Raw genomic sequence first — 25,047 nt, 5'->3', positions numbered from 1 at the left:
AAACAGCCTTTTCAACTCAAATGACTCGGCAAATTGCCGCTTCGATCTCTTTACTCTCCCGCGGGCGGGAGAGTGAATTGCTAAAACGCTGGCTTCAAAATTGACGCGTCGGGTCACTCTTCTGCACGCCCTGCCCCTCTCGGCGAGTGACGACCAACGACGCTAGAATACCAAGCAGCTTTCGCCCCCTTCCCAAGGTGCCAATGATGAACGCTGCAGCCTCTCACACGGCAACCGCCGTCTTGTTCTTGCTTCTCGCTCAGTCCGCGTTGCAACCGTCCGCTGTCCGCGCCGACGACCCCCGACCCAAAGAAACTCGGTTGGCGGAATATCTAAGCGGGACACAGTTCGTGGGCAAGTTCACCGTCGACGGTGCTGACAATGATCCCAAGACAGAAACCTACACGATCAAGTCCTGTGAAAAACTGCCGACCGCTGATCTCTATCGACTCACGGCCCGCATCAAATATGGCCAGGTTGACCAAGAGGTTCCGCTGGATCTGAAAATCCTGTGGTCCGGTGACACACCGGTGATCACGCTGGAATCGATCTGGATCCCGGGAATGGGAACCTTCGATGCTCACGTTTTAATTCGCGCCGGACGTTACGCTGGCACCTGGCAACACGGCGACAAAGGCGGCCATCTGTTTGGCAAAATTGTGCCACTCGCCGAAACCGATAGCGATAAATCGAAAACTCCCTCCTCTGACGACTCTAGCGACGGCAAACCGTAGTGGCCAACTGGTACGACTATCCACAATATTTCGACATGCTGTTTCGCGATGAAACCGCCATCGAAGTCGCATTTTTTGAACAGGCCTTTGAACGCTTTGCGACCCGCAAAGTCAAACGCCTGTTCGAACCCGGATGCGGCAGCGGACGCTTGGTCGTCGCAATGGCCGCCAAAGGTTACGACGTCACCGGATTGGATCTAAGCGATGCGATGCTGGACTACATGCGCCGCAAACTGCAACGACGCAAATTGAAAGCCACCTGTGTCAAAGGCGACATGACACATCCGGCGTTCGACAAACCGTTCGACGCAGCGTTCTGTACCTACAACACGTTTCGTCATCTGCTGAGCGAAAAAGATGCTGTGTCGCACTTGCGTGGCATGGCCGATTCGATCGCGCCGGGCGGTCTGTACATCATCGGCATGCACCTGGACCCGGAAGAAGAATACGATCCGATCGTCGAACGATTCAAGATGCGCCAGGCCGGAACGACGCTGACGACCACCATCAGTGTCCCTGAATCGGATCTGAAGAAACGTTTGGAAACACTGCGCGTCAAATTGAAAGCGGTTCGCGCCAGCGGCGAAACGATCCGCATTCAAAGCGAATTCCCACTGCGGTTGTACACCCCGACCCAACTGAAGCGACTGTTCAAAAAAGTCGACGATCAATTTGAATTGGTCCAGTCGTTCGATTTTGCGTACGACATCGACGATCCGTTGCCCTTCGACAAAGAACTAATCGAGGGATTGTTTGTGCTTCGCCGTCGTTCTTAGCAGCCGGTGGCTGGTTGATGCAAACGCCAGCCTTTACGACTGCAGTTTGGCGTTGTTGCGATGACGATCTTTGTCGCGTTTGGTTTTCTTTGCCAAGTTTTCTCGCAGCGCGGTCGTCAAGTCGATTCCTGACTGGTTGGCCAGACAGAGCGTGACGAACAAAACGTCCGCCAACTCGTCGGCCAACTCACCGGGCTGGTCAGATGCCTTATACGACTGCTCTCCACAGGTCCGTGACAAAATCCGCGCGACCTCGCCGACCTCCTCGACCAACTGAGCCAGATTGGTCATCGGATCAAAATAGCGAACCCCGATCGACTGGATCCATTCGTCGACCTGGTCCTGGGCCTGCCGGATAGTGACCGATGCCGGCTGGGAATGTTGTTCGTCGCTCATGTGTTGCTGCGTCACGGTTCTTGAAGTCGGGCTTTATCTATCGTAACCCGACGCGTCAGCGAGGGATTTAGTCGGTAGACGGGATCCCTCGCTCACGCGTCGGGTTACCAAAAACCAATGCCCCACGCAAAAGCGCTGGCTTCAAAACTAACGCGTCGGGTTACTAAAACCGACGCTCATTCAAACCCGCAACTTCAACGGTCCTCGTTCGAGCGGAGCATCGTTCACTCGGCCAACAACAAATACGTGCCGCTTTTTCCCGCCACCGCCAGATCGGTTTTCCCATCGCCATTCAAATCTTCGGCAACGATTTGCAATCCACAACCGACATGGCCTTCATCGATCGTGTGCCGCTGGAATGACTTGGCATCGTTGTCCCAGGTGTAGTAGTACAAGCAGGGTGGTTCATTGCCGCCGGGGTCTTTGCTGTTGTGGGCATAATAGCGTTTGCCCGTCACCAAGTCCTGCTTGCCATCACCGTCGACATCAACCCAAGCCAACGTATGAGGTTGGCTGAAACTGGAATCGATCTCGTGTTCGGTGAACTTCAATTTTCCCGACGCTTCATCGCTGCCGGTTTGCTCCCACCAAGACAAACCATAATCGTGGCCTTGTCCCAAAATCACATCGCTATCGCCATCCTGATCCAGATCGGTGACGATCATCGGCAGCGAGCTGTGGATATCCCAATCGGCGTGAAATTCCCAAGGTGCGGACCAGGGGTCGGAACTCGGTTGCTGGTACCAGCCCTGCCCGACCAACACGTCCTTTTTGCCATCTCCGTTTAGATCTCCCACCGCGACGCCATGCCCGTTGGCGGTTTGCCCCAGCGCGTGCCCGGCCAGCGAATAGACCGCGACGCTACTGTCGGGTGCTGATTTCGAATCTTGGTCGGTACTGCGAGCCGGTCGGTCGATTAAACGATAGACCATCATCGGACAATCTTTCTTCCAACTGTTGACGATCCATTCCGGTCGCCCGTCGCCATCTAAATCTTCGAACAACTGGCCTTCGTTTTGTGATTTCTTAGTGTCTTTCAACAGATGCTTGGGCCATTGCTTTCCCAATCGCAACGCTTCTTGGCCGGGATTTTCGTACCAGAAGACTTCGCTGGGCAAGAATGAACCGGCGACGACATCCAACTGTCCGTCGCCGTTGACGTCAAACAGGTAGTCGCCGTTGCTTTGCACGTATCCGTTCCAGTCGTCGATATTGCGCAGCGGACGCGCAGCCCAATCACCACCGCGGAACCACTGCCGCCCGGCGACCAAATCGGTTTTTCCGTCGCCGTCTACATCGCCCGCTGCGATCCCTTCGTTTGCGTCCAATGCCAACAGCCGAATTGAAAATTGAACCGGATCGGCGGCTGAGGTGACGTGGTGCGGCAGCAACATCAAAACTGGAATCGCTAGCAAAAAACGCTTGAGCATGGCGGGCAACTTTGAAAGGTGGGGAAGGGGGCAACGTGCAACATGAAAAACAGCAACGGGCGTCAGAGCCAACACTAACCTAGTTTACTGAGTCTGCCGATGCCCCCCAATCCGAGAGACCCGTGTCAGACCCGCAATCCTAAAATAGTGACAAAAACAAAAGAATTTCCGCTATTCCGAGGTCAAGACGCTGTTATCGAGCGGCCTGGCGGGGGATGATGCGACAGATCTGATTCAGTGCCCTTCGGAATCTCTTATGTCAATTGTGAGTCTCTATAGTGATTCGGCCCGCGGCGATGATTCGGCGGGTCCTGCCAAGGTTGCTGTGTCCGGCCCCGAACGCAACCGCCCAGCGCCAGCCGACAGAATGTTGTACGCCGAAGATTTGGCGGTGGGCGATTGTTGGACCAGCCACTTCTGCGAGATCAGCTCCGATGATGTCCAAGACTTTGCAAAACTGACCGGTGATCACACACCGCTGCACGGCCAAGGCGAAACCGACTCCCCCTTTGGCGGCCCCATCGCGCACGGATTGTTAGGGTTAAGCGTGTTGGCCGGATTGGGAACGAAACACCCGCGGGCATCGACATTGGCATTGGTCGGGATCGAAAACTGGCAGTTCGTCGCGCCGGTCTACTTCGGCGATTCAGTCAAAGCCCGAAATGAAATTGTCGAGATCGAACAACATGGTCGCCGGGCGGTCAAAGTACGCTGGCTGCGGCAACTGCTGAATTCGTCCGGTCAAATCGTGCAACAGGGCCACTTTGTCACGCTGGTCGGCTCCAGCACTCGCGCCGGCCACAAACCACGCTAGAAAATCGCGAACCTGGCTGTTCTCGCCCGGGTCTATTGGCACGCAAGATGCATCCCACCAGCGGTGGTTGGTTCTTGACAGTCAAATCTGCGCTCAGCGTCTGGCTTGGCTATACTGAAAGCGGTTCGATTGCTCGACTCCGAAGAGGCGTTTTTAATACGTGCGTGAACAACATAAAGTCATTGATGACACCCCGGAACGAAGTATTTTGGCGCGATTGGTGCTGCCAGACACTCCCGTTTCCGATGATCCACTGGAAGAACTGTACGGATTGGCGACAACCGCCGGAACGCAGGTTGTCGGCGAATTAGTTCAACGGCGTCCGACGCCGGAACATGGCACATATCTAGGCAAAGGCAAGGTCGAAGAACTGCGACTGTTGGTTGAAAAGACCAAAGCCGATGTGGTCGTATTCGACAACGAATTGACACCCGGCCAAATCCGCAACCTGGAAAAAGCCGTCTGTGCAAAAGTGCTCGACCGGACCGAGTTGATTTTGGATATCTTTGCCGCCGGTGCGCGCACATATGAATCACGGTTGGCCATCGAATTGGCGCAACTGGAATACTCACTGCCACGCCTCAAACGCATGTGGACTCACCTGTCGCGTCAGGCGATGGGCGTGGGGATGCGTGGCCCTGGTGAAAAACAGTTGGAAGTTGACCGCCGACTCGCGCAAAAACGCATTCACGATTTAAAACAAGAACTGGGCAAAGTTGAATTACGTCGCGAACGTCAGGTCGCCTCGCGTCAAGAAGCGCCCACCGTTTCACTGGTCGGTTACACCAACGCCGGCAAAAGCACGTTGATGAACGAGCTGACGGCAGCTGGCGTGCAGGCTGAGGACAAACTGTTTGCGACACTTGATACACGCACCCGACGCTGGTATCTGCCCAACTGGGGAACCGTGTTATTGAGCGATACGGTGGGTTTTATCCGCGACCTGCCCCACTCGTTGGTCGCTAGTTTTAAATCGACGCTCGAAGAAACGCGCCAAGCCGACTTGCTGTTGCATGTCGCCGACGCGAGCAATCCGAACGTGTTTGAACAGATCAGCGCGGTCTACAAAGTGCTGAGCGAAATGGAGATCGAGGAAAAAGACACGCTATTGGTGCTGAACAAGGTCGACGCCATCGCATCGCCGGCAATGCTCAATCGAGTCTTGGATCGCTATCCCAACGCAATCCCGGTCAGCGCCAAAAGCGCCAAAGGCATCGGCATGTTGACCGAAGCGGTCGGCGAAGCGCTGGGGCGCGAGTTCATGGACCTGGACATCGATGTGGATCCCAGTGATGGAAAACTGCTGGCCTACCTGGCAGCTCGCGGCGAGATTGTTTCTCAGGAGTTTGGCGAAGACGTCGTGCACGTTCGCGTCAAAATGCCGGTTGCCGCGATGGGCCCCGTCCGCATGACCGCCCTGTCCATTCGGCCAGCCGGAACCACATTACCGGTCGCACCATCCGAATCAGAACCATCGACCGCCGCCACCGACGTCGCCTAAGATCAGTAGTGGATCTTGCCAAAGATCCCACACCACAACGGACGTCAGCAGCAGGAACGATCGCGGTGACGAATTGGACCCCCAATCGAAAGTTGGCCGTCGTCACCGGAGCCAGCAGCGGCATCGGACGCTGTCTGTGCAAACGATTGGTTCAATCTCAGTGCCAGGTCATCGCTGTCGCGCGACGTCGTGACCGGTTGGAACAATTGAGCCAAGAGATCCGTGAATCGGTCGACGGTGACTCGGCCAACCTAATCCCGCTAGTCGGCGATATCACCGACCCGGAAACTCAACAACAAATTGTTGACCGCGTCGAAGCTCTCGGCCGCCCGTTGGACCTGTTGATCAACAATGCCGGCATCGGTGGGATCGGTGCCTTCGAAGATGCCCAGCTATCGCGTTTGCGGCGAATCATGGAGGTGAACTTCATCGCGCCCGCGGAATTGACGCGGCGGCTATTGCCGGCGCTACGATCCAGCCCTGACGCGGTGATCTGCAATATCGGCAGCGTGCTCGGTCATCGCGCGGTGCCCGACAAATCTGAATACTGTGCCAGCAAGTTCGCAATGCACGGCTGGAGCGATTCGCTGCGCAGCGAGCTGGCAGGCACCAACGTCAGCGTGACCCTGGTCAGCCCCAGCACCACACGCAGTGAATTCTTTGACGTGTTGGTCGAATCTGACTCCGACACGCAATCCAAGAGTATTGGCAGCTGGCCGGCCGATCGCGTCGCAGCGGCAACTCTCTCGGCCATCCGCCGACACCGCGCCGAGGTCATTCTCAGCGTGGGCGGAAAACTGTTGGTCTACGCCGACCGCATCTGTCCACCGCTGATGAACTGGCTGCTACGCAAACGGTCTTAGCAGTCCGGCGCGTGAGGGGCTGTCGAGTTGCTTAGCCGGTCGCAAGTTGGTGTGGAGGATTTATCCGACCCGCTTTATTCTTCGCAGAAAAACCTTACCCAAGTCGGATGAATCCTCCACACCAGCGCCGCTGAAGATTGAATCAACAGCTCTCAGATAGTGTGCAACGGCCCTAGGCAAATTGCTCGGGCGTCACCAGCAACTGAACCTGTGGTTGGGCTTGGCGGGTGCGGAAATAATCCGGCGCCCAGCGATTCAATTCGATCCACATCGAGATCACAGCGATCAACAAGAACACCATGCTCAAAATCAGCATGACGGTGTAGACGCTTGGCGGCTGTTTGCCACCCTCATTTGATGGAAGTGTCGACACGGTCACCCTCCAGGATAAAACCTTGGCTGTAGTCTTTCATGATTTCCGCAACGGAACGGTTCGGTTCTGCCTTCAGAACTTTCAGACGGCCGACATAGCGGTTGTCACGAGTGACTTCCAATTCATGTCCGCCGCGTAGCCCGTCGTCCGATCCGATCGAAACTTCAACCAACGACTTGGGTCGATCGATCACAAGCACGGTGCCGTTGCGATCCGGTGGCGTTCCGTCGAGCGGCAATTTGGGGTCGATGCCCATGTGATCCGCGACTTCGCGGAACCGTGTGACTTCTTTTTGCAGCGACGCATTGCGCTGTTCGAACTCCAATCGAATGCCACGTTGCGTGTTCAGGTTGTCCTGCAACACCAACAATTCACCAAACAACGTGTCGCGGTTTTCCTGTTCTTTGCGAACTTGATCACGCAATTTTTGGTTGGTATCGGTCAACGTTTGCAATTCAGTGGCACGAATCTTGTCCAACTGAGCCAGGTTCGATAGCTCGCCCTCCAGCTTTTGAACCGAACTGATTCGCAGTTGCAGTTCGCCTTCGAGTTGGTCGAGTTGGGTTTGCAAAGCCGCCAGTGCGGTGCGCCGGGCGACCTGTTCACGAGCCAGTGACGACTGAGCACGCTGTTGAGCGTCTTCGAGTTGTTCGTTTTGGCGAGAGATCGCCTCAATTTGTTCTTTGTAACCGGCGGGCCCCAAGACCACATCGCGCCAATTGCGGTGCGATGCGTTCACTGCCAGCGACAAAACCATAAAGGTCAGGCTGAGCAGGAAGATGACGACGGTGAACGACTTCCCAAGTAAGGTCATGTTAGGAGCTTTCCTTTGACAGAAGCAGTCCGGACGAGGTGTCGGGTTGGAAGGTGGACTGACGACAAGTTGCCGGATTCATGGACGACGATAAGCCGGGTGCCCATGGTAAATTTCATTGCCGAGTCATGGGATGCTGCGCATCAACCACTCACTCGCACTCCCGGAAGTATAGTTACCGCAAAAATCAACTGTCAACGAAATCGGCACGAAAAGACCCAATCCCCCAGTTTGCCCGACCGGATCTGCGAGATTCGGCAATCAAAGTTGAATTTGAGCGGGGTACGCGGGTTATAACGACCCGCCCCGCAGCAGGGTACCCGACAATTCTCTGACAACAGACACCGGCGTCACAGCGCCGTTTAGTGAACCGCCAGCATCCGCTCCAGCGCCACCAGGCTCCATTTCGTCACTTCTTCGGAAACCTCGATCGTGTTGACCGGCGTCCCGTCACGAAGATTCTCCAGTGCCCAGCACAGGTGCGGCAGATCAATTCGATACATCGTGGCACACATGCAAACGACAGGGCTTAGAAAGTGAATCTCCTGCTCGGGGTGCTCGGCTTTCAAGCGGTTGACCAAGTGCAATTCGGTTCCGATCGCCCATTTGGTGCCCGGCGGACTTTCCTGAACTGTGCGGATGATCAATCCGGTGCTGCCGGAAACGTCGGCTAAATCGTTGACTTCACGCGGGCACTCCGGATGCACCAAAATCTTGATCCCCGGGTGCTGCTCGCGAAACTGGGCAACGTGTTCGGGACGGAACATTTGGTGGACGCTGCAATGGCCTTTCCACAAAATCACCCGGCTGTCCTGGAGAGCCTGTTCTTCGTTACCGCCGCACTCGAGTGCATAGGGATCCCAGACCGGCATCTGTTGTTCGGTGATTCCCATCTTCAGCGCGGTGTTGCGTCCCAAGTGCTGGTCGGGAAAGAAAAACACGCGATCGCCGCGTTCAAATGCCCATTCCAAGACGGCTTGCGCGTTGCTGCTGGTGCAAACAATCCCGCCATGTTTTCCACAAAAGGCCTTCAAACTGGCCGCGCTGTTGATGTACGTCACCGGGATCACACGCTCGGTGTCGATCACTTCGCCCATGTCCTCCCAAGCCGCTTCGACTTGCGCGATCGCTGCCATATCAGCCATCGAACAGCCGGCGGCCATGTCCGGCAAGATCACGCGAACACGCTCGCCGCCGCGACTCTCCAATGACTCCGGGCGGTTGGCCAGCAAGTCGGCCGTTTCGGCCATGAAGTGGACACCACAGAAAACGATCGCCCGACAGGCTTCGCTGGACGCGGCCATTTGCGACAACTGGTAACTGTCCCCCCGCAGGTCCGTATGCGCGACGACTTCGTCCTGTTGGTAGTGGTGGCCCAGAATCAACAACCGGTCGCCCATTTGCTCGCGGACCGCGGAAATGCGAGCGATCAGCTCATCAGTCTCCAGCGTCTTGTACACCGCGAGATCATGTTTTGCGTGGGCATATGCGTCTGTCTTGTCAGACGCATCATTGATGACAGCCGGCAAAGAGGGAATGCTCAAAGGAACGTTCGTCGGTGAGGGGAAATCATCGGGCTAGGCACTACCACGTGATTATATCGTCCCCGTCCCCACTTGGAAAACGCCCGCCGCCTAGTAAACCAGGACCGATTCGACGCGATAGGGCTCCAATTTGGCTTCCCCATGTAGATCCGCCAGATGGATCAGAAAGGAACACCCCAAGATTTCGGCATCGCAGCGTTCCAACAATCGGCAACAGGCCTGCATCGTTCCGCCGGTGGCCAACAAATCGTCGACAATGACCACACGCTGCCCCGGCAATACGCCGTCGGTGTGCACATGCAATTCGTCGCTGCCATATTCCAGATCATAGGCGTGCGAGTGAGTCGCAAACGGCAATTTCCCCGGTTTGCGAATCGGCACAAATCCAGCGTTCAAATGCATCGCTAACGGTGCCGCGAAAATGAATCCGCGTGCCTCCGCGGCGGCGACGATGTCGACCTTTTGATCCCGATACGGCGCCGCCATGGCTTCGACCGCGGCGTGCATCGCATCCGGGCTCAACAGGAGCGGAGCGATATCGCGAAACAGGATGCCCGGTTTTGGAAAGTCCGGAATGTCGCGCACAAACTCTTTCAACTCAACCGTCATCGATGGATTCTCAAGGTGATGGGAACGATGCATCAATCGACGGTGGAGATACCGCTGGCTGCCATTCGACTGGATGCGATCAGATCTCGGTGATGATGCCACAAGCGGTGCAGCCAGACGAATAGAAATCCGTTGGCGACCAGCGAGCACAGTAGAAAAATATTGACATACGGGTTCGATTTGGGAGCCAGACCACCGTCGGCAGAATCCGACGAATGCGGCTTGCCTGGCGCCGATGCCTCACCCGATTCTGGGGGCTGTGGAGGCCGGTTGGCACTGATGCTCGACGAGTTCCCAAAATTCGGTGGCGCAACACCTCCGCCTGCCGCCACCAATTGCCCCGTGGTGAATTGGCCCGGTCTGCCGGGATTGGACGCCGTTCGATCTGACAGACTGACCGGATCGGTGGGCGGTCCCAAGATCGGAGTGTGATCACCACTCGCTGCGTTTTCTTTGGCGATCCGAGCTTGCGCTTCTTTTCGCTTTCTGCCGATCGTCAACTCATAGGACGTTTCATCATCCACGCGCTCGCCAAAACGGTCCAAGATGTAGCGGTCGCGGTCGATCGGGTTGCCATATTTGTCAAACGAATAGCCGTTGACGGGCAACCGATCGATATCCGCTTGCGACAATCGCGAATCGACCTCGGTTCGTCGCGATTTAGAAGCGGCGGTGGATTGCGTTTCTGGCAATGTCGGTGGCAACACCGTGCTGTTCATCCCCATTCCAGGTCGGCTGGCCAACCGTGGATCAACACTGCCGGGCATTTGCAACGAATCGCTTGCGGTCGCGCCCGGCATCGAGAGCGAAGATGGGGTACCCCATCGATTCGTCGGGCTCGGGGCCTGCTGTTTGGCCAAGGAATCCTGATAGACCTTGTGAAGTTGATTGACGTAGGCTTCGTCTTGCAGTCGCGGATCGTTCGGCGGAATTCCAAATTCGCCGCCCAACGCAGCGATTTCTGCTGCGGTCCAATTGGTTTTGGTACCCGGGCGTCCGAGCGAGTTGGTGACTGCCGCGGTTGATTGGCCCGCCGATGGCATTCCCAATCCAGAACTATTTTGGTTGCCGTAGACGGAAGGGCTATTGGTGTTAAATGCGGACGGATCAAAACTGGATTGTCCGGTACGCTGCGCTGCCTGAGCGGCAGTGAGGGGACCAAACTGCGGTTGTCCGCTGGCCGTATGACCGCCGGTCTCGGTCATTTGATTATTCGAATAATCGTTACTAAACGTTGATTGCTGTCCGGATTGCAGTGCCCGCGGCGGCAAGTTTACGCCGTCTGGCAGACTGCCAAAGTTCTTCGACAGAGGTGCCGATCCGGCTGGCGGTCCGGACGCTGCCGTGCTGCCGCTGGGATCTTGAGTCCCGGAAACTGTGCTGACATTGCCGCGCATGTAATTGGGCTGCTGAGCAGTCGTCCCCGGAAATCCAGCGGATCGGGATGTCGAAGAAACAGGATTGGTCGAGGGTCGCTCAGATCCCGAATGCATCGAATCAGTCAACCAAATGCTATCTCGGTTCCCGGTCGGTTCGGTGCTCGGTCCACCGGTCATCCCCGCGCCGCTCTGAGTGTTGCTGCCGCCGACAAATCCGCGTAGCTGAGGCGATATGGGGGCAGAGTTGGCCGTCGAATTGGCTGCGGCCTGAACCTGTTGACCGAATGCTTCCATCGCATCTCGGGCAGCACCGGATAGCGAACTTGGAAGTTGCATTCCGCCTGCGCTCGGCCCACCGGCAACCTGTGCCTTGGCTGTTTTCACGCTCAGCGCAGACATGCTCAGCACGGCGGCGATTGTGGCGACCATTGAGTATGGAATGGTTCCGCCCATAACATTCTTCCCTGAACAAACGATTGGACATCAAATCCGTTTCACGCGTCCATCGACGCTGTAGCACTCGCTATTGACACCATGAGCGCGTGTTTCATGCGCCAAGCGTAACGCGACCAGCCGATCGAGGTAAAGAGAGGTTTCAGGTGCCCCCGCTGCCACCGACAACTAATGAGACCACATCGCGTCCGTTTTGAAGGGGCATTTTGGGCTGAGGCATCGGCTTTGCTAGCCCGACGCGTCAGTTTTGAAGCCAGCGCTTTTGCGTGGGGCATTGGTTTTTGGTAACCCGAAGCGTCAGCGAGGGACCCTGTCAACCGACTAAATCCCTCGCTCACGCATCGGGTTGTGATGAAAAGCCCAACTTCAAAACCGGTCACGCCGCTCGAATCGAATCCGAGACGCCGGCTGAAACCACCCTCAACTCAATAAATTGTTGCCAAACCCGCTACGCAACGAGTGATTCTTTGCAATCATAACTCACACCACATTTCCAATCTGTGTGAGAATTTTTTGATGAAGTCTTTGCGTTCCTCCTCCCTTGCCAGGTTTACCAACACATGGCTTGTCCTCGCACTGCTGTTTCCAGCAGCCGGCTGTCGATCGTCGACCGACTCGCCGCCTCGCGATCTGACATCCACTGGCGGCACGGCGGTGACGGTTCAGTTGAATTGGTACCCGGAATCGGAACACGGCGGACTGTACCAAGCTCTCGCTAGCGGCGACTATGCGAATCAGGACTTGGCGGTGCAAATTCGGCCGGGCGGACGGGCCACACCGATTGGTCCCGAACTTTCGCTCGGTCGCTGCCAATTTGCGATCGCCAATGCAGACGACGTGATGATTTTTCGCGAACAGGGGATCGACGTGGTCGCGGTGATGGCGGCGATGCAGAACCATCCCCGCTGCGTGCTCGCCCAAACCTCCAGTGGCGTCCAATCGTTTGACGATTTGGGGGGAAAGACCTTTCAACGCCAAGCCGGACGGGCCTTTGTCGAATTCATGCGTGCCAAAGGATTGCTGCAGGACGTCAAAGAAGTGCCGTATCATGGCAGCATCGCATCGCTGGTCGCCGACCCCACGATCGTGATTCAAGGCTACAGCTGCGCCGAACCATTGCTCGCCCGACAACAAGGCGTTGACGTGACCACGCTGATGGTCAGCGACCTCGGATTCAATCCCTATTCCAGTGTGCTGGTGACGACGGGCAAATTGATCCGCGAGCAACCGCAGATGGTGCAGCGTTTTGTCGACGCCACGCGACAGGGCTGGCGGGACTATTTAAGCGATGGAAAACTCGGCAACGCTGCGATTCTGGCCGCCAACAGCGAAGGGATGACGGCCGAGGCACTGGAATTTGGTGCTCAGGTGATGCGTGACCTGGCGATGCCCGAGGGGGCCGAAATCGAGACGGTCGGCACAATGAACGAGCAGCGCTGGACGACCTTGTTTGATCAACTGGTTGAATTGGACCTAGTACATGCGGACAAAGTCCAAGCCAAAGATTGTTACACGCTGCAGTTTCTGAAATAGCAGATCAACACACGACCAGCCGATCAGCGCCCCAAATACGTTTCGATCTGCTCGGCTTTGCGCAATAGATAGGGGATGTGCTGCTCGGTGGCCTGGATCATTCGCGAGAGTTGCCGCAATTGATCGCTGAACTCGCCAGCAAACTTTCGCTGCTGCTCATCCCGCCAGGTCTGTTCCAATTGGTTCATCTGGGTCCCCAACGCCGTCGAGCGTTCCTTGAGATCCTCGGCGAACCGGTGCAGGTGGGATGCAAATTGACGCAACTGTTCTGGATCAACGACAGCTTGATTCATGACTTTGTTCCTTCCGATGAGTGGGCGGCGGCGGCTTCGGCTCGTTTGAGTTGCTCGCGATACTCGCTTTCGCTGGCGTCGAGCGTCAGTTTTTTGGCCAGGTCACACAAAAGTTTCAGACTAGCGATACGCAACCGAGGCGCCGAGACAACGGCTCGGCGCAGCGCGACGGCACGCAATTCTTTCATCGCCGGCAGATCCTTTCCCAAGGCGATCAAGCAACGCGCGCGGATAAAATGTGCCGGCGCAGTGAATTCATCCAGTTCCAACAATCGGCCGGCCTCTTCATAGGCCTCTTCATAGCGTTCGGCATCAAATTTGGCTTCCGCCAGCGCCATTCGCAACGCGACTTGCGACGGATCACGTTCCAGCCGCGCCTGACAGACTTCGATCCGCCGACAGGCCCAATCGCTGCGACTGCGTTCGAGCGCGCGATCGCCTTCGACCGACTTCAAACGCGTTGCGACGTCGCTGACCTCGCGATACTGTTGCAACGAACGAGCCAGCACCGCTTCTTCGAGCTGCCAACAAACACTCTCCTCATCGGGAAAGATTTTTGCGGCCTGTTGCAACAACCGCTTGGCTTCCAACGGTCGTTCTTCGGTGCGATAGATCGCGGCGAGTTCCAGATACCCTTCCAAATCGGTCGGGTTCGCTTTCAACTTGTGTTCGAGTTCCTGTCGACGTTCGAGCAGAACGACAGGCTGCTGGGTATCCTGGTTGGAATCAGAATCAGGCATCGTTGGTAAGCGCCGCAAAAGAAAAGAGTGTGCGGCACGGGCGCCGCTGAGAGATCAGTTTGACCCCTCGAGCGGCCTGATGCAAACCATCAGCAAATTTCAACCGATTCTCACCAAGGGCCGCGGACATAGTTGTAGCCGAATTGATCGGTGTGGCTGGGCCACGCCGGGGTCGGCAAGAATTGTCCCGGTGCTGCGGCGCCCGGGTACGACGCGTTGCGACCGAATTGATGATGGATCGGATACATCAAATTTTGGCTGACGCCCCACGAATACGTTTGACGCATGTGCGCGGTTGGTGGCACAACCACGGCAACCGGTTGGCCATAACTTTGGTTGTAGTAGTGCGAATGCCAGGGACGATCCATGGCAAAATTGTGCGACCAGACTTGGGCCATTGCCATTGGATCGCCGGCATTGACCTGTTGTTGGTCAGCGACGGTCGAAAGAGTCGCCACACATGCGACCAGTAGAAGCAGTTTACGCATGATTGATGCCTTTGATTAGAAATGGGGTTTCAATGCCGGTGCCTAAAACTTAACGAGGCAACCTTAGCTTGTTCCAATAGATGTTGCTGAGTCCCGTTTTAATTGGCGGAGCATAATAAACCGCTCGGGTGCGATTCATCCCGCGTCCGTTGTCGTAATAGTTGTGAAAACGGTTCTTGTGCCAGTACAGGTACTCTTGCGGATAAAACGGCTGGTACGTGTTAAACGTGTGGCCGACGTAATGGGGCACCGGCACCGGCGAAATGTACATCTGGGCGTTAGCCGAGTTGTAATTGCCTTGGGTGTAGTAGTTGTAGAACAAGTCGGACTTGTCGTACTTGCGATCTTGCATACCGACCGAGGGGGCACCGCCATGCAAGTGCTGGTGAAGCCTGCCGATCACCCCGCTGCCACCGCCGCAATTGCCACCGGCACAGTTGCCGTTGCAATTTCCGCCCGCACAGCTGCCCGTTTCGCCGCCGCCACAGGAACCATTTTCGCAGCCACCGCCCTGCGAGCTGTAATCCAGATCCCCCACATAGGCTTCCGCCGGGCTTGCAGTGTCGCTGACGATCTGGCTGGACACGATATACGAGTCACCAGGCTCGAACGCGGAAACGCTCGCAGCGGAAGTGGCCAACGCCAGAAATGCGGCAGCAGATAGGATTTGTTTTGTCATTCGAAGTCTCATCCGGTGGTTCCTCCGAACCAAAGTTTCAGCCATAGATTCCGTTCTCGCCCGGCCGCAGTCCATCCGTCGGCACGATTCGTGTGCGGGCCATTTCAGTTCACACGTTTCTGTTGTTTCGACCAGTCCGGGCTGCCGTCCCCAGTCGAGCGCGACTGGCTGGCGGTTTCGGTGCATTGCATAACATCGCTACCACCGGCCTTTCCCGACCAAACGTCATTACTTGAGGAAACCGGCAATTGGGATGGCCCGCCTGCCGCCCAGGCCGGCGCTGGTGGAAGGTGTGTTCTTGCCGCAAGTGCGACGCTTCAGCGTGGGATTTTGCCGGTCCACGAATACCAGGACCGTACACCTTGCCCGAACCGCCTGTCTAGAATTTTCGCCGTCTCTACCCTAACTTGACCGAAGCAGAAGGCCGCCGCGGCCGATTGACTGTTTGCAGTGCCGGCCGGAATCCCAGCAGGCCGATATTTTCATGGGCTGATACCACAGACCGATTGACCGCTCCTGGCGAAGAACATCTGCCCCCCCCGCTCATCGCACCCACTTCTCTCTCCTCGTTTAGGGCTCAGCACGCGTGGCAAAACGACGTCCCCGCAAGTCATCGAAATCCAACGGCAAATCACTGTTCGACTCCGTCGAGGAGTCGTTGTTGTCGACCGTGCCCCTGCGCCAAGCCGCCCAGGAACGCTATCTGAACTATTCCCTGTCGGTGATCACCAGTCGTGCTCTGCCGGACGTTCGCGACGGATTGAAACCGGTGCAGCGGCGCATCCTCTACACGATGCACCAACAGGGACTGACCAGCACGGCGAAACACCGCAAGTGCGCCAAAGTCATTGGCGACGTGATGGGTAACTACCACCCCCACGGTGATAGTTCGATCTACGAAGCCCTGGTGCGAATGGCGCAACCGTTTGCCATGCGAATGCCGCTGGTCGACGGCAGCGGAAACTTCGGCAGCGTCGATGGTGACAACGCAGCGGCGATGCGCTACACCGAATGTCGAATGACGCCGATCGCCGGCGAGGTATTGACCGATTTGGCCACCCGTACCGTGGCCTTTAAACCCAGCTATGACGGCAGCCGCGAAGAACCGGTGGTGCTGCCCAGTCGGTTGCCCAACCTGCTGCTCAATGGTGCCACCGGGATCGCCGTCGGCATGGCCACCAACATCCCGCCGCACAACCTGCGCGAGATCTGTAACGCGCTGTTGAAACTGTTGCGTGATCCCGAAATCAAGCCTTACCAGTTGGTCGCCAACGATGCGATCCAGGGGCCTGACTTCCCCACCGGTGGGCAGATCATCAACACCAAAGAAGAACTGCGCGAGATCTACGAGAACGGCCAAGGCACGATCAAGCTGCGCGGCACCGTGGTCAAAGGCGACAAGTCACGCGGCGGCGATGTCCTGCAAATCGATTCGATTCCCTACGGCGTCAACAAAGCCCTGTTGTGCGAGCGAATCAGCGAATTGGTGTTCGACGGCAAACTGCCGCTGGTGACCGAAGTACGAGATCTTTCGACCGATGAAATCCGAATCGACCTGCTGCTGAAAAAAGGCGCCGACGAAAACAAAGTGCTGGCGTTTCTTTTTAAGCACACGGACTTTCAAAAGAATTTCAACGTCAACCTGACCTGCCTGGTTCCCACCGAAAACCCCGAACTGGGAACGCCAGAGCGCCTGTCGCTCAAAGAAATCCTGTGGCATTTCCTGCATTTCCGCTTGGAAGTGATCACCAAACGCCTGGAAAATGAACTGGCGTCGTTGGAACGACGCATTCATCTGCTGGAAGGGTTCGCGTTGATCTTTGACGCGTTGGATCAAATCATCAAGATCATCCGCGAATCGGAAGGCAAATCCGATGCGGCTGAAAAAATCATGAAGCGATTTCCTGCCGCTAAAGGCGGATTGGATGCGGAACAGACCGATGCAATCCTGGAACTGAAACTCTATCGGTTGGCGCGGCTAGAAATCAATTTGATCCTGGATGAACTGAAGGACAAACAGAAACGCGCCGCTCAAATCCGTCGTCTACTGCGCGAAGACACCAAAGACACCAATGCCTCTGGGCGTTGGAAAATGGTCCGCGAAGAAATCGAGAGTCTGATCACCGATTACGGCAAAGATGCGGTCGGGCGTCGGCGATCCGCGATCAAGTCCGATGAAATAGAAATCGAGTACTCCGAAGAAGACTTTATCGTCGACGAGAACTGCCACGTCTTGGTCACCAAAGACGGTTGGGTCAAACGCCAAAAACAAATTGTGGATCCTTCCAAGAGTCGGCTGCGACAGGGTGATGAGGTGTTGGCGTGCATCGGCGGCAGCACCCGCGCCACGCTGGGACTGTTTTCATCACTGGGTGTTTGCTACACCACGCGGTTCACCGATATCCCCGCCTCGACAGGTTTTGGCGAACCGATCCAGAAACTGTTCAAGATGAAGGACGGCGAAAAAATCATCGCCGCCATTTCATTTGATCCACGCCGGATCGGCAAGATTCACGAGGACCCAAAACACCCGGATTATTGTCCCGAAGTCCATGGGTTTGCGGCATCGAGCAACGGCTATGCTCTGCGATTCGGATTGTCCGCCCTGTCCGAACCGTCGACCCGCTCCGGCCGTCGCTATGCCCGCGTCACAAATGACGCATCCATCATCGATGTGATCGCGATCACCGGCAGCGAAGTCATCCTGGCGGCTTCGGCCAATTGCCGCGCGACAGTTTGTGACGCCGAAGAAGTGAACTATCTATCGGGTGCCGGCAAAGGCGTGCTGTTGATTCGCTTGGGTGAAGGCGACCGCCTGTTAGGCTTCAAAGCCAGCACCGGCGATCGAGATCTGATGACCGTGGAAACCAACCGCGGCGCTCAAAAAACAATTTCGACCGCCAAATACCGTGTGACCAGCCGAGGCGGCAAGGGTATCGAACTGCAAAAGAACGGCAAAATCGCCAAGATCATTCTGCCACCGGTTGCGCCGCCAGAACCCTTCGATGACGAATAGCGGCTCGTCATCCCCTGCGGCCCGATCCTAGCACCGATCCAATCGAATCTCCAACCACCTCATTCATGACTGCTACCGCGACTAAAACGAATTACAACGCCGATGCGATCGTTGCCTTGGAAGGCTTGGAACCGGTTCGCAAACGGCCCGGCATGTACATCGGCGGTGTCGGTTCCTCTGGACTGCATCACCTGATCTGGGAAATCGTCGACAACTCGGTCGACGAAGCGATGAATGGGCATGCCAGTGAAATCACGGTGACGCTCCACAGCGATGGACAATCCATTTCGGTGGCCGACAACGGCCGCGGAATCCCCGTCGACAAACATGCCAAAACCAAAAAGCCGGCTTTGGAAATGGTGCTGACGATTTTGCACGCCGGCGGAAAATTCGAAGGCCAGAACTACAAGACCGCCGGCGGCTTGCACGGTGTCGGTGCCTCCGTCGTCAACGCGCTCAGCAAAGAACTGACCGCCGTCGTCCGCCGTGACGGGGCGCAGTACAAAATGACGTTTGCCCGAGGCCAAGCCACCAGCAAACTGCAAAAACTAAAGGGCGCCGTCCGCGGTACCGGGACGACCATCACGTTCTCGCCCGACCCCCAGATTTTCCCCAAGACGGAATTTGATTCCGCGCTGATCCGATCGCGCTTGGAAACCGCCAGCTTTCTGCACCGCGGCGTTAAAGTCACGTACGTCGATGAAGTGGCGAAAACCAAGGAAACCTTTCTGCACGCCGAAGGCATTGTCGACTACCTGAAAAAGGTTCTCGCCGAACGCAAAGCCAAACCGATTCACGAGCAACCGTTCACGCACTCACTGGACGACGACATCCGTCTGGAAGTCGCACTGCAATGGACCGAATCCACCGACGAACATGTCCGCAGTTACGTCAACGGGATTCCCACCGGCAGCGGAGGAACCCACGAAAACGGTTTTCGAGCGGGTCTGAACAAAGCGGTCCGCAACTACATCGACACTCACAACCTGACCCCGCGTGGTGTCAAATTCACCCACGAAGACATCCGCGAAGGAATGGTCGCGATCGTGTCGGTGTTCATCAGCGAACCGCAATTCCAAGGTCAAACCAAAGACCGACTGAACAATCCCGAAGTCCAGGCGCAAGTCGAAGGCGCCGTCCGCAGCGAAATCGAACAATGGATGAACAACAATCGTTCCATTGCCGATTCGATCATCGCTCGGATCATCGCCGCCGCCCGCGCCCGTGCCGCATCCCGCGCTGCATCCGAAGCCATCTCGCGCAAAGGCGGCTCCAAACGCACTCTGCTGCCCGGCAAATTAAGCGATTGCCTATCGGGTGGCCAACTGGAATCAGAATTGTTCATTGTCGAAGGTGATTCAGCCGGCGGCAGCGCGAAACAAGGACGCGATCGGAATTTCCAAGCCATCTTGCCACTGCGTGGAAAGGTGTTGAACACCGAGTGCGCCACACTAAAGAAAATCCTGGACAACAAAGAAATTCAGGACATGGTGTCGTCGCTGGGCTGCGGAATCGGTCCGAAAATGGACATCGCCGGACTACGCTATGGTCGCATCATCCTATTGGCCGATGCGGATTCGGACGGCCATCACATCACCACGCTGTTGTTGACATTCTTCTATCGACACATGCCACAATTGATCTCCGACGGTCGATTGTTCATCGCCGTACCGCCCCTCTTCCGCATCGACCTGGGCAAAGAGACGTACTGGGCCAAAGACGAGGCGCATCGCGAACAGATTCTGGCCGACTATAGCGGCCGAGCCAAACCGGAAATCACGCGTTTCAAAGGGCTCGGTGAAATGATGCCCAAAGTCTTGTGGGAAACCACACTCAACCCCAAGCAACGTCAATTGTTGCGGGTGGAAGTCGACGACCAATTGGAAACCGATCGCGTCATCAGCGATCTGATGGGCCGCGACGCATCGGCACGCTTCCGATTCATCATGGACCGCGCCGCCGACGCCGACGTCGACATCTAACCCTCCCCACCGTTGGAGTTCAGGCTTTAGCCTGCCAAACCTGAACTCGCCCACGGTACTCCCCACCGTTGGAGTTCAGGCTTTAGCCTGCCAAACCTGAACTCGCCCCACTGTTGAAATCCACTCTCCGAATCCGATAAAATCTACGTTCCCCGCGAACAACCAACACCTGCTCTCTAAAGCATGAACTCCAACCGAGCGGACGGAACATGCCGTGTGATCCATTGGCGATATCACAGCGGCATGCTACGAGCATCGCGCGGTGATCGGAGTGACAAGCCAACGCATGGCTTCGTTCGAATCTGAATTGTTGCACTGTGTGAGCGATAATGGTGATTCCATCTTTGCTTGGTGCGTGCTTCCCAATCACTATCATCTCTTGTTACGAACCCAATCGGTCATTCATTCATTGACGCGTATTGGACGTTTGCACGGTAAGTTGTCGTTCGAGTGGAATCGACAAGAAGAATTGACGGGGCGACGAAAGGTCTGGGCCGGTGCCGCAGAAACCGCGATGAAATCTGAACGGCACTATTTCGCAACGCTAAACTATGTCTTGAACAATCCCGTCCATCACGGCTACGTCAAGAAATGGACGCAATGGCCATTGAGCAATGCAAATGAGTACCTGCAGGAACAGGGTCGTCAGAAAGTACTACGGCAATGGCATGCCTACCCAATTCGCGACTACGGCAAAAACTGGGATCCTCCAGACCTGTAACCCTCCCCACCGTTGGAGTTCAGGCTTTAGCCTGTCAAACCTGAACTCGCCCACGGTATTCCCCACCGTTGGAGTTCAGGCTTCAGCCTGCCAAACCTGAATTCGCCACGGCATTCCCCACCGTTGGAGTTCAGGCTTTAGCCTGCCAAACCTGAATTCGCCACGAAACAAGTATGCCTGCAGGCTAAAGCCTGAACTCCAACGGTGCGGAACTCAGAATTTCCAGCGGTATTCCATGCGGGTGCCGTAGACGTCGTCTTCGCCGCCGCGCCAGCCGTACATCACGTCGAACCGTAACAGGGACGCGTTGCTGATCGGAACTTGATAGCGCGATCCCACGGCATATTGATCGCCCTTGGCAATTGCTTGGCTGCCGTGCGGCGACAGATAGCTCAGTTCCAATAGCAGTTGCCGGTCCAGATCATCACCGATCAAATCCACGCCGACCGAACCGCCTGCGGTGTCCGCACCGGAGGTGTCCAGCGTTGCGAATCCGTTTAATCCATCGGTGTCAAAATTGATCCCGGTGCTACGTAAAATGCCACCGGAAATCGCTGCCCGCGCGACCGATTGTGGCCTACTCCAACCGTAGAAAAAATTGGCGTAGGGCACGACCGTCAACGGCGCCGCAGTGATCCAACTGTTCTCCACCAACAACAATCCACCGTCTGCGGTGCGGTCCGATCGGGCACGATCCTGACCGGCGTTGACGATCACACGGACACTGTTGCTGATCCGATCAAAGTAGCGGCGGGTGAAACTGGCCGTGATGTTGTGATAGCTCAGCGAATCATCATTGCGGTCTTTCAAATAGGCGTAGCCGGATTCGATGTAACCGCCATAGGCTTCGATGAACCAAGCCGTTCCGAACGCCTGGGCATCATGTTCGTCCGCAAATGCCGGGCTGTTCAACTGATCAAACACGGCAAACAAACTGATGTCAAAATTCGACCAATTCAAAAGGCGACTGTGCTTGGCCGGCAGCGCCATCGCGACGCCGCTGACCGCGTCTTCCATCCAGATCCCGTTTTGAAACAACAGTGGCAACAAGCCCATTGAAATCGGCAATTCGAACGGTGATGATGTTCCGCGACTCGCCCCCAACATCACGCCCAAGTCACCTTCGAAAAAGGCCGTCGTCGGCGTCCAATTCATCTCGTTGCGATACTGCCATTCACCATCGACCAACTGATAGCGGGTGAACTGGTTCTGTTTGTCCAGTGGCCCGACAAACGCATGAAAGCGTTCGGTATCAGTCAGTTGCAAATCCATGTCCAAGTTTAAACGGTTGGCCCAATTGTCGGCCCGCCCACCGGCATTGCGACCGGCCTGAATCCCGCTGCGAAAATCGCCGTACAAGTAAAACTTGGGGCGCACCAAATTCATCGGCCCGAACCAATCGCGACCGCGGGGCGTGATGCCATCGCCATACCAGATTCGCCCCCACTCGATCCACGGATGCTGGGTCGGCACCTCTCGCTTGGCGTCATACACCCAGGCCTCACGGCCGGGATCATGATCAAACGCATCGGGCTGAAACGGCGACGGTGAAAAATCGTTGCTATTGGGAAAGGGCAGCGTGCACGACAAATCGGTCTTGGCATTTTCCAGCGCAGCGGAAACCTGATCGGGTTCTAATTCCAGCGGTTCCTGTACCGGCGGCAATCGTCGCGGTCGATCCACCGCATGACTGGATACCGGCCACGCCATCAACAGCAGTGCCACCGCAGCGAATATCGGCAGACGACTCTCGTTCATCACTGCACCCGAAAGGTATGACTGGATGAACGCAGATCTAATGTGTTGTCCAACATTCGCTGCATCATGTCAGGCGTACTGTTGATCTGTCGCATAAAGTACATCGGTTCGGTGCGGTTGCGCATCCGCACACTCAATCGATACAGACCGGGTTTGGTCATCAGATTGGCCGGTACACTGTAGTGCGCCGTGCGATGGTCTAGCGGCGGAATCGAATGCGCCTCCATCCGAATCAACGGCGGATGATTCAGCACCGACACGGGAACCGCACCGGGCCGCAGAAACACAAGTTGATCGAGCGAAAAGTTCAGCGGCAGAGAAACTTCCCGATCGGTGCCACGCACGTTGTTGATCAGAAATTTCGTTTGCAAATTGAACAGGTTTTTGTCCCGAGCGATGCGATGTGTTGCGACATCGACCGAGTTCATGTCGGCCAGATCACCATGCTGGTCCAGGTAGCCACTTTCCCAGATCCGGCATCCATCTGGATCGATCAACGCGACGTTCAACCACAGTTGCGGCTGAGCGCCGAGCGATCCGGTTGGCAAATTGTGGCCTTCGCTGGTATTGCTAACACGGTAGTTGAATCGCAGGCGACGTCCGGCTGTGGGCGGGAAATGAAAATGGGGGCCGTCGATTTTGATCGCACCCTCCATGGTTTGGATGGCGGTGATGCGTTTCTGTAGCAATTTGTCCAAGTTCGCATCAATGATTTTCCGCCCATCCCGGCGGTCATCGCTGGTGTCCCACGGCGGCGGGAATGTCACCGTCGAATCCACGCTGTTTTCAAAAGCCTCCGTTCCCCAACCGGCTTGGTAGTCAAACGCCAACCATTGCCGTGGCGTGTATTGGTTGGCTTTGTGGTTGTGGGGGAAAATACCTGGGTGAGCGATGGAATAACCAGGGCCCCAAAACTGGTGATTGGATTGTTTGCGTTTCTCGCCAAACGGTTTGCCACCCAGGTGAGCGACAAAATCCAGTTCATAGCCCGCCGGCTTTCCGGGAACCGCGCCCATGTGACACTGTTGGCAGGTGATGCCTCGTTCGGCGGCCGGCCCGTTGCGATACTGGGCATGAACAACTTCTAGCGCGATCCCGGGCTGCACCGCCACTTGGTGACATGACGCACACACATCACTGTTGGTCAGCGGTTGAAAGAATCGTCCTTCCAAGTGGATGGCTTGGCCGGGACCTTGGTCGTCAGGCGACAGTTTCAGTTTCAGCTGATCCGCATTGGCGATCGCCTGGTCCACGCCCTCGCCACCGCGGCCTCCGTAAACCGGTGCATGCAGATTTCCAGGCAAAATGCGACGGTCTCCGTTGCTGCGCCAGTAGTGTTCGTTCACTCGGTGGCACGCAATGCATGTCACACCTTCGCGGACGACCGGTGGGGCATCCAAGATGCTAGCGGCACGAGAGAGTTTCAACTGGGTCTGCACCGGGGAATGACAGCGGACACAAAAACTGCCCACCGTGCCTTCGGACAACTCGGTCATCGCCTGCTCGAACCGATTGAACATCGGCGACACCGATGCATAGGCATGCCCGCTGGAACGCCATTGTTCATATTGCGTCGGGTGACAGACGCGACAGGATTCCGCCGATGGATAACAATCCTCGGTCCATAGTTTTTCATGCGGGTCAGCCCCCGCTGGGTTGATTGCAGCTGCTGGATTGGTCGCCGCAGTTTCGGTGTGGGGTCGAGCCGCTCCCAGATTTTCCAGCGGGTCGCCGCCGTCGGCAGATTGCCGATGGCGAAACGCGTCGCGCAGTTCTGCGACGCTCATGCGTGGCCCGCCGTCGCCGACCGGGTGTCGATGCAACGATGGGGTCTGATACAGCGGCGCGGGCGGGTGATAATTCGGCATTCGATCGCGTCCCAGCCCGGAATCGCCCCAAGCATCGCGATGAACGGGGCTGGACCAAAGCAAATCGGACGCCTGCTGTGCCGCGCAGCGAGACCCGTGCGCCAGAATCGACGTCATCATCACGATGGCTAAAAAGACAATTCTTGCTGGCATCCAAACCTTACCGCTTGAGTCAAACGCCAGGACGCCGGTCAATCCACCCGGACGATCCCCCATGATCCAGTTCGACAGCTTAGGACCCTAATATTCGGTCGAGCTGTTATGCCAGGTTCAACCGCTACAA

22 protein-coding genes are annotated in these 25,047 nt (G+C 56.4%); 9 read left to right on the top strand and 13 right to left on the bottom strand.

The window, feature by feature from the left end:
* The first annotated feature begins 203 nt into the window (after positions 1–203).
* On the top strand, positions 204–734 hold the full coding sequence (locus NHH03_RS01975; RefSeq protein WP_253154054.1) for a hypothetical protein: 531 nt from the start codon (positions 204–206) through the stop codon (positions 732–734).
* Complete coding sequence (locus tag NHH03_RS01970; protein ID WP_253154053.1) at positions 734–1,510, top strand: class I SAM-dependent methyltransferase; 777 nt, start codon at positions 734–736, stop codon at positions 1,508–1,510. Before NHH03_RS01975 ends, NHH03_RS01970 begins: the two co-directional genes overlap by 1 nt.
* Positions 1,511–1,543: 33 nt before the next feature.
* Here NHH03_RS01970 and NHH03_RS01965 read toward each other — a convergent pair whose 3' ends face one another.
* Together NHH03_RS01965 and NHH03_RS01960 are read right to left on the bottom strand one after the other, a co-directional pair.
* A complete protein-coding gene (locus tag NHH03_RS01965; protein WP_253154052.1) occupies positions 1,544–1,906 on the bottom strand; it encodes a nucleotide pyrophosphohydrolase in 363 nt (120 codons plus the stop codon).
* 224 nt (positions 1,907–2,130) lie between these two features.
* Positions 2,131–3,336, bottom strand: coding sequence for an FG-GAP repeat domain-containing protein (locus NHH03_RS01960; protein WP_253154051.1), 1,206 nt, complete (start codon positions 3,334–3,336; stop codon positions 2,131–2,133).
* A 256-nt stretch (positions 3,337–3,592) separates the two neighbouring features.
* On the opposite strand from NHH03_RS01960, the gene NHH03_RS01955 reads away from it, so the two are divergent.
* The 3 genes from NHH03_RS01955 to NHH03_RS01945 all read left to right on the top strand — a co-directional run bounded on the left by NHH03_RS01955 (position 3,593) and on the right by NHH03_RS01945 (position 6,514).
* Positions 3,593–4,150 carry a MaoC family dehydratase gene (locus NHH03_RS01955; RefSeq protein ID WP_253154050.1) on the top strand — a complete coding sequence of 186 codons (558 nt, stop codon included), beginning with the start codon at positions 3,593–3,595 and terminating at the stop codon, positions 4,148–4,150.
* 160 nt (positions 4,151–4,310) lie between these two features.
* Positions 4,311–5,651, top strand: coding sequence for a GTPase HflX (gene hflX, locus NHH03_RS01950; RefSeq protein ID WP_253154049.1), 1,341 nt, complete (start codon positions 4,311–4,313; stop codon positions 5,649–5,651).
* Positions 5,652–5,716: 65 nt separating this feature from the next.
* Positions 5,717–6,514 (top strand): SDR family NAD(P)-dependent oxidoreductase, encoded by a 798-nt coding sequence (locus NHH03_RS01945; protein ID WP_253154048.1) that lies wholly within the window; start codon positions 5,717–5,719, stop codon positions 6,512–6,514.
* 172 nt (positions 6,515–6,686) lie between these two features.
* Here NHH03_RS01945 and NHH03_RS01940 read toward each other — a convergent pair whose 3' ends face one another.
* From NHH03_RS01940 to NHH03_RS01920, 5 genes are all read right to left on the bottom strand, one after another.
* The gene (locus NHH03_RS01940) at positions 6,687–6,887 is read right to left on the bottom strand and encodes a hypothetical protein (RefSeq protein ID WP_253154047.1); all 201 of its coding nucleotides are present in this window, start codon (positions 6,885–6,887) and stop codon (positions 6,687–6,689) included.
* A complete protein-coding gene (locus NHH03_RS01935) occupies positions 6,865–7,701 on the bottom strand; it encodes a hypothetical protein (protein ID WP_253154046.1) in 837 nt (278 codons plus the stop codon). Before NHH03_RS01935 ends, NHH03_RS01940 begins: the two co-directional genes overlap by 23 nt.
* Positions 7,702–8,063: 362 nt before the next feature.
* Positions 8,064–9,218: a quinolinate synthase NadA gene (nadA, locus tag NHH03_RS01930; RefSeq protein ID WP_253154057.1), complete on the bottom strand. Its 1,155-nt coding sequence runs from the start codon at positions 9,216–9,218 to the stop codon at positions 8,064–8,066.
* Positions 9,219–9,335: 117 nt separating this feature from the next.
* A complete protein-coding gene (locus tag NHH03_RS01925) occupies positions 9,336–9,854 on the bottom strand; it encodes an adenine phosphoribosyltransferase (protein ID WP_253154045.1) in 519 nt (172 codons plus the stop codon).
* 32 nt (positions 9,855–9,886) lie between these two features.
* Positions 9,887–11,662 carry a hypothetical protein gene (locus NHH03_RS01920; protein WP_253154044.1) on the bottom strand — a complete coding sequence of 592 codons (1,776 nt, stop codon included), beginning with the start codon at positions 11,660–11,662 and terminating at the stop codon, positions 9,887–9,889.
* Between the two features lie 540 nt (positions 11,663–12,202).
* Between NHH03_RS01920 and NHH03_RS01915 the strand changes: the two genes are divergently transcribed.
* A complete protein-coding gene (locus NHH03_RS01915) occupies positions 12,203–13,219 on the top strand; it encodes an ABC transporter substrate-binding protein (RefSeq protein WP_253154043.1) in 1,017 nt (338 codons plus the stop codon).
* Positions 13,220–13,242: 23 nt separating this feature from the next.
* Here NHH03_RS01915 and NHH03_RS01910 read toward each other — a convergent pair whose 3' ends face one another.
* The 4 genes from NHH03_RS01910 to NHH03_RS01895 all read right to left on the bottom strand — a co-directional run bounded on the left by NHH03_RS01910 (position 13,243) and on the right by NHH03_RS01895 (position 15,419).
* On the bottom strand, positions 13,243–13,512 hold the full coding sequence (locus NHH03_RS01910; RefSeq protein ID WP_253154042.1) for a WXG100 family type VII secretion target: 270 nt from the start codon (positions 13,510–13,512) through the stop codon (positions 13,243–13,245).
* Positions 13,509–14,252 carry a tetratricopeptide repeat protein gene (locus NHH03_RS01905; protein WP_253154041.1) on the bottom strand — a complete coding sequence of 248 codons (744 nt, stop codon included), beginning with the start codon at positions 14,250–14,252 and terminating at the stop codon, positions 13,509–13,511. Before NHH03_RS01905 ends, NHH03_RS01910 begins: the two co-directional genes overlap by 4 nt.
* A 110-nt stretch (positions 14,253–14,362) precedes the next feature.
* On the bottom strand, positions 14,363–14,740 hold the full coding sequence (locus NHH03_RS01900; RefSeq protein ID WP_253154040.1) for a hypothetical protein: 378 nt from the start codon (positions 14,738–14,740) through the stop codon (positions 14,363–14,365).
* A gap of 49 nt (positions 14,741–14,789) precedes the next feature.
* Complete coding sequence (locus NHH03_RS01895) at positions 14,790–15,419, bottom strand: hypothetical protein (RefSeq protein ID WP_253154039.1); 630 nt, start codon at positions 15,417–15,419, stop codon at positions 14,790–14,792.
* A gap of 586 nt (positions 15,420–16,005) precedes the next feature.
* On the opposite strand from NHH03_RS01895, the gene NHH03_RS01890 reads away from it, so the two are divergent.
* The 3 genes from NHH03_RS01890 (at position 16,006) to NHH03_RS01880 (ending at position 21,138) form a co-directional block, all read left to right on the top strand.
* Positions 16,006–18,435 (top strand): DNA gyrase/topoisomerase IV subunit A, encoded by a 2,430-nt coding sequence (locus tag NHH03_RS01890; protein ID WP_253154038.1) that lies wholly within the window; start codon positions 16,006–16,008, stop codon positions 18,433–18,435.
* Between the two features lie 65 nt (positions 18,436–18,500).
* Positions 18,501–20,417, top strand: coding sequence for a DNA gyrase/topoisomerase IV subunit B (locus tag NHH03_RS01885; protein ID WP_253154037.1), 1,917 nt, complete (start codon positions 18,501–18,503; stop codon positions 20,415–20,417).
* A 286-nt stretch (positions 20,418–20,703) separates the two neighbouring features.
* Positions 20,704–21,138: a hypothetical protein gene (locus NHH03_RS01880; RefSeq protein ID WP_253154036.1), complete on the top strand. Its 435-nt coding sequence runs from the start codon at positions 20,704–20,706 to the stop codon at positions 21,136–21,138.
* A gap of 213 nt (positions 21,139–21,351) precedes the next feature.
* Here the strand turns inward: NHH03_RS01880 and NHH03_RS01875 are convergent, their stop codons facing one another.
* Positions 21,352–22,896 (bottom strand): hypothetical protein, encoded by a 1,545-nt coding sequence (locus NHH03_RS01875; protein ID WP_253154035.1) that lies wholly within the window; start codon positions 22,894–22,896, stop codon positions 21,352–21,354.
* On the bottom strand, positions 22,896–24,980 hold the full coding sequence (locus tag NHH03_RS01870) for a cytochrome c family protein (protein WP_253154034.1): 2,085 nt from the start codon (positions 24,978–24,980) through the stop codon (positions 22,896–22,898). Before NHH03_RS01870 ends, NHH03_RS01875 begins: the two co-directional genes overlap by 1 nt.
* Positions 24,981–25,047 lie beyond the last annotated feature (67 nt).

It is taken from the genome of Stieleria tagensis (assembly GCF_024129865.1).
GTDB lineage: Bacteria > Planctomycetota > Planctomycetia > Pirellulales > Pirellulaceae > Stieleria > Stieleria tagensis.
Note: the sequence above shows the minus strand (reverse complement) of the source record. Positions and strands in the feature narration are given on the sequence as shown.

Bases quoted from the DNA above. Each gene is read 5' to 3' on its own strand.
- NHH03_RS01975 (WP_253154054.1), top strand. From the start codon at position 204: ATGATGAACGCTGCAGCCTCTCACACGGCAACCGCCGTCTTGTTCTTG.
- NHH03_RS01965 (WP_253154052.1), bottom strand. From the start codon at position 1,906: ATGAGCGACGAACAACATTCCCAGCCGGCATCGGTCACTATCCGGCAG.
- NHH03_RS01960 (WP_253154051.1), bottom strand. From the start codon at position 3,336: ATGCTCAAGCGTTTTTTGCTAGCGATTCCAGTTTTGATGTTGCTGCCG.
- NHH03_RS01955 (WP_253154050.1), top strand. From the start codon at position 3,593: ATGTCAATTGTGAGTCTCTATAGTGATTCGGCCCGCGGCGATGATTCG.
- NHH03_RS01935 (WP_253154046.1), bottom strand. From the start codon at position 7,701: ATGACCTTACTTGGGAAGTCGTTCACCGTCGTCATCTTCCTGCTCAGC.
- NHH03_RS01925 (WP_253154045.1), bottom strand. From the start codon at position 9,854: ATGACGGTTGAGTTGAAAGAGTTTGTGCGCGACATTCCGGACTTTCCA.
- NHH03_RS01920 (WP_253154044.1), bottom strand. From the start codon at position 11,662: ATGGTCGCCACAATCGCCGCCGTGCTGAGCATGTCTGCGCTGAGCGTG.
- NHH03_RS01915 (WP_253154043.1), top strand. From the start codon at position 12,203: ATGAAGTCTTTGCGTTCCTCCTCCCTTGCCAGGTTTACCAACACATGG.
- NHH03_RS01910 (WP_253154042.1), bottom strand. From the start codon at position 13,512: ATGAATCAAGCTGTCGTTGATCCAGAACAGTTGCGTCAATTTGCATCC.
- NHH03_RS01905 (WP_253154041.1), bottom strand. From the start codon at position 14,252: ATGCCTGATTCTGATTCCAACCAGGATACCCAGCAGCCTGTCGTTCTG.
- NHH03_RS01900 (WP_253154040.1), bottom strand. From the start codon at position 14,740: ATGCGTAAACTGCTTCTACTGGTCGCATGTGTGGCGACTCTTTCGACC.
- NHH03_RS01895 (WP_253154039.1), bottom strand. From the start codon at position 15,419: ATGACAAAACAAATCCTATCTGCTGCCGCATTTCTGGCGTTGGCCACT.
- NHH03_RS01885 (WP_253154037.1), top strand. From the start codon at position 18,501: ATGACTGCTACCGCGACTAAAACGAATTACAACGCCGATGCGATCGTT.
- NHH03_RS01880 (WP_253154036.1), top strand. From the start codon at position 20,704: ATGGCTTCGTTCGAATCTGAATTGTTGCACTGTGTGAGCGATAATGGT.
- NHH03_RS01875 (WP_253154035.1), bottom strand. From the start codon at position 22,896: ATGAACGAGAGTCGTCTGCCGATATTCGCTGCGGTGGCACTGCTGTTG.
- NHH03_RS01870 (WP_253154034.1), bottom strand. From the start codon at position 24,980: ATGGGGGATCGTCCGGGTGGATTGACCGGCGTCCTGGCGTTTGACTCA.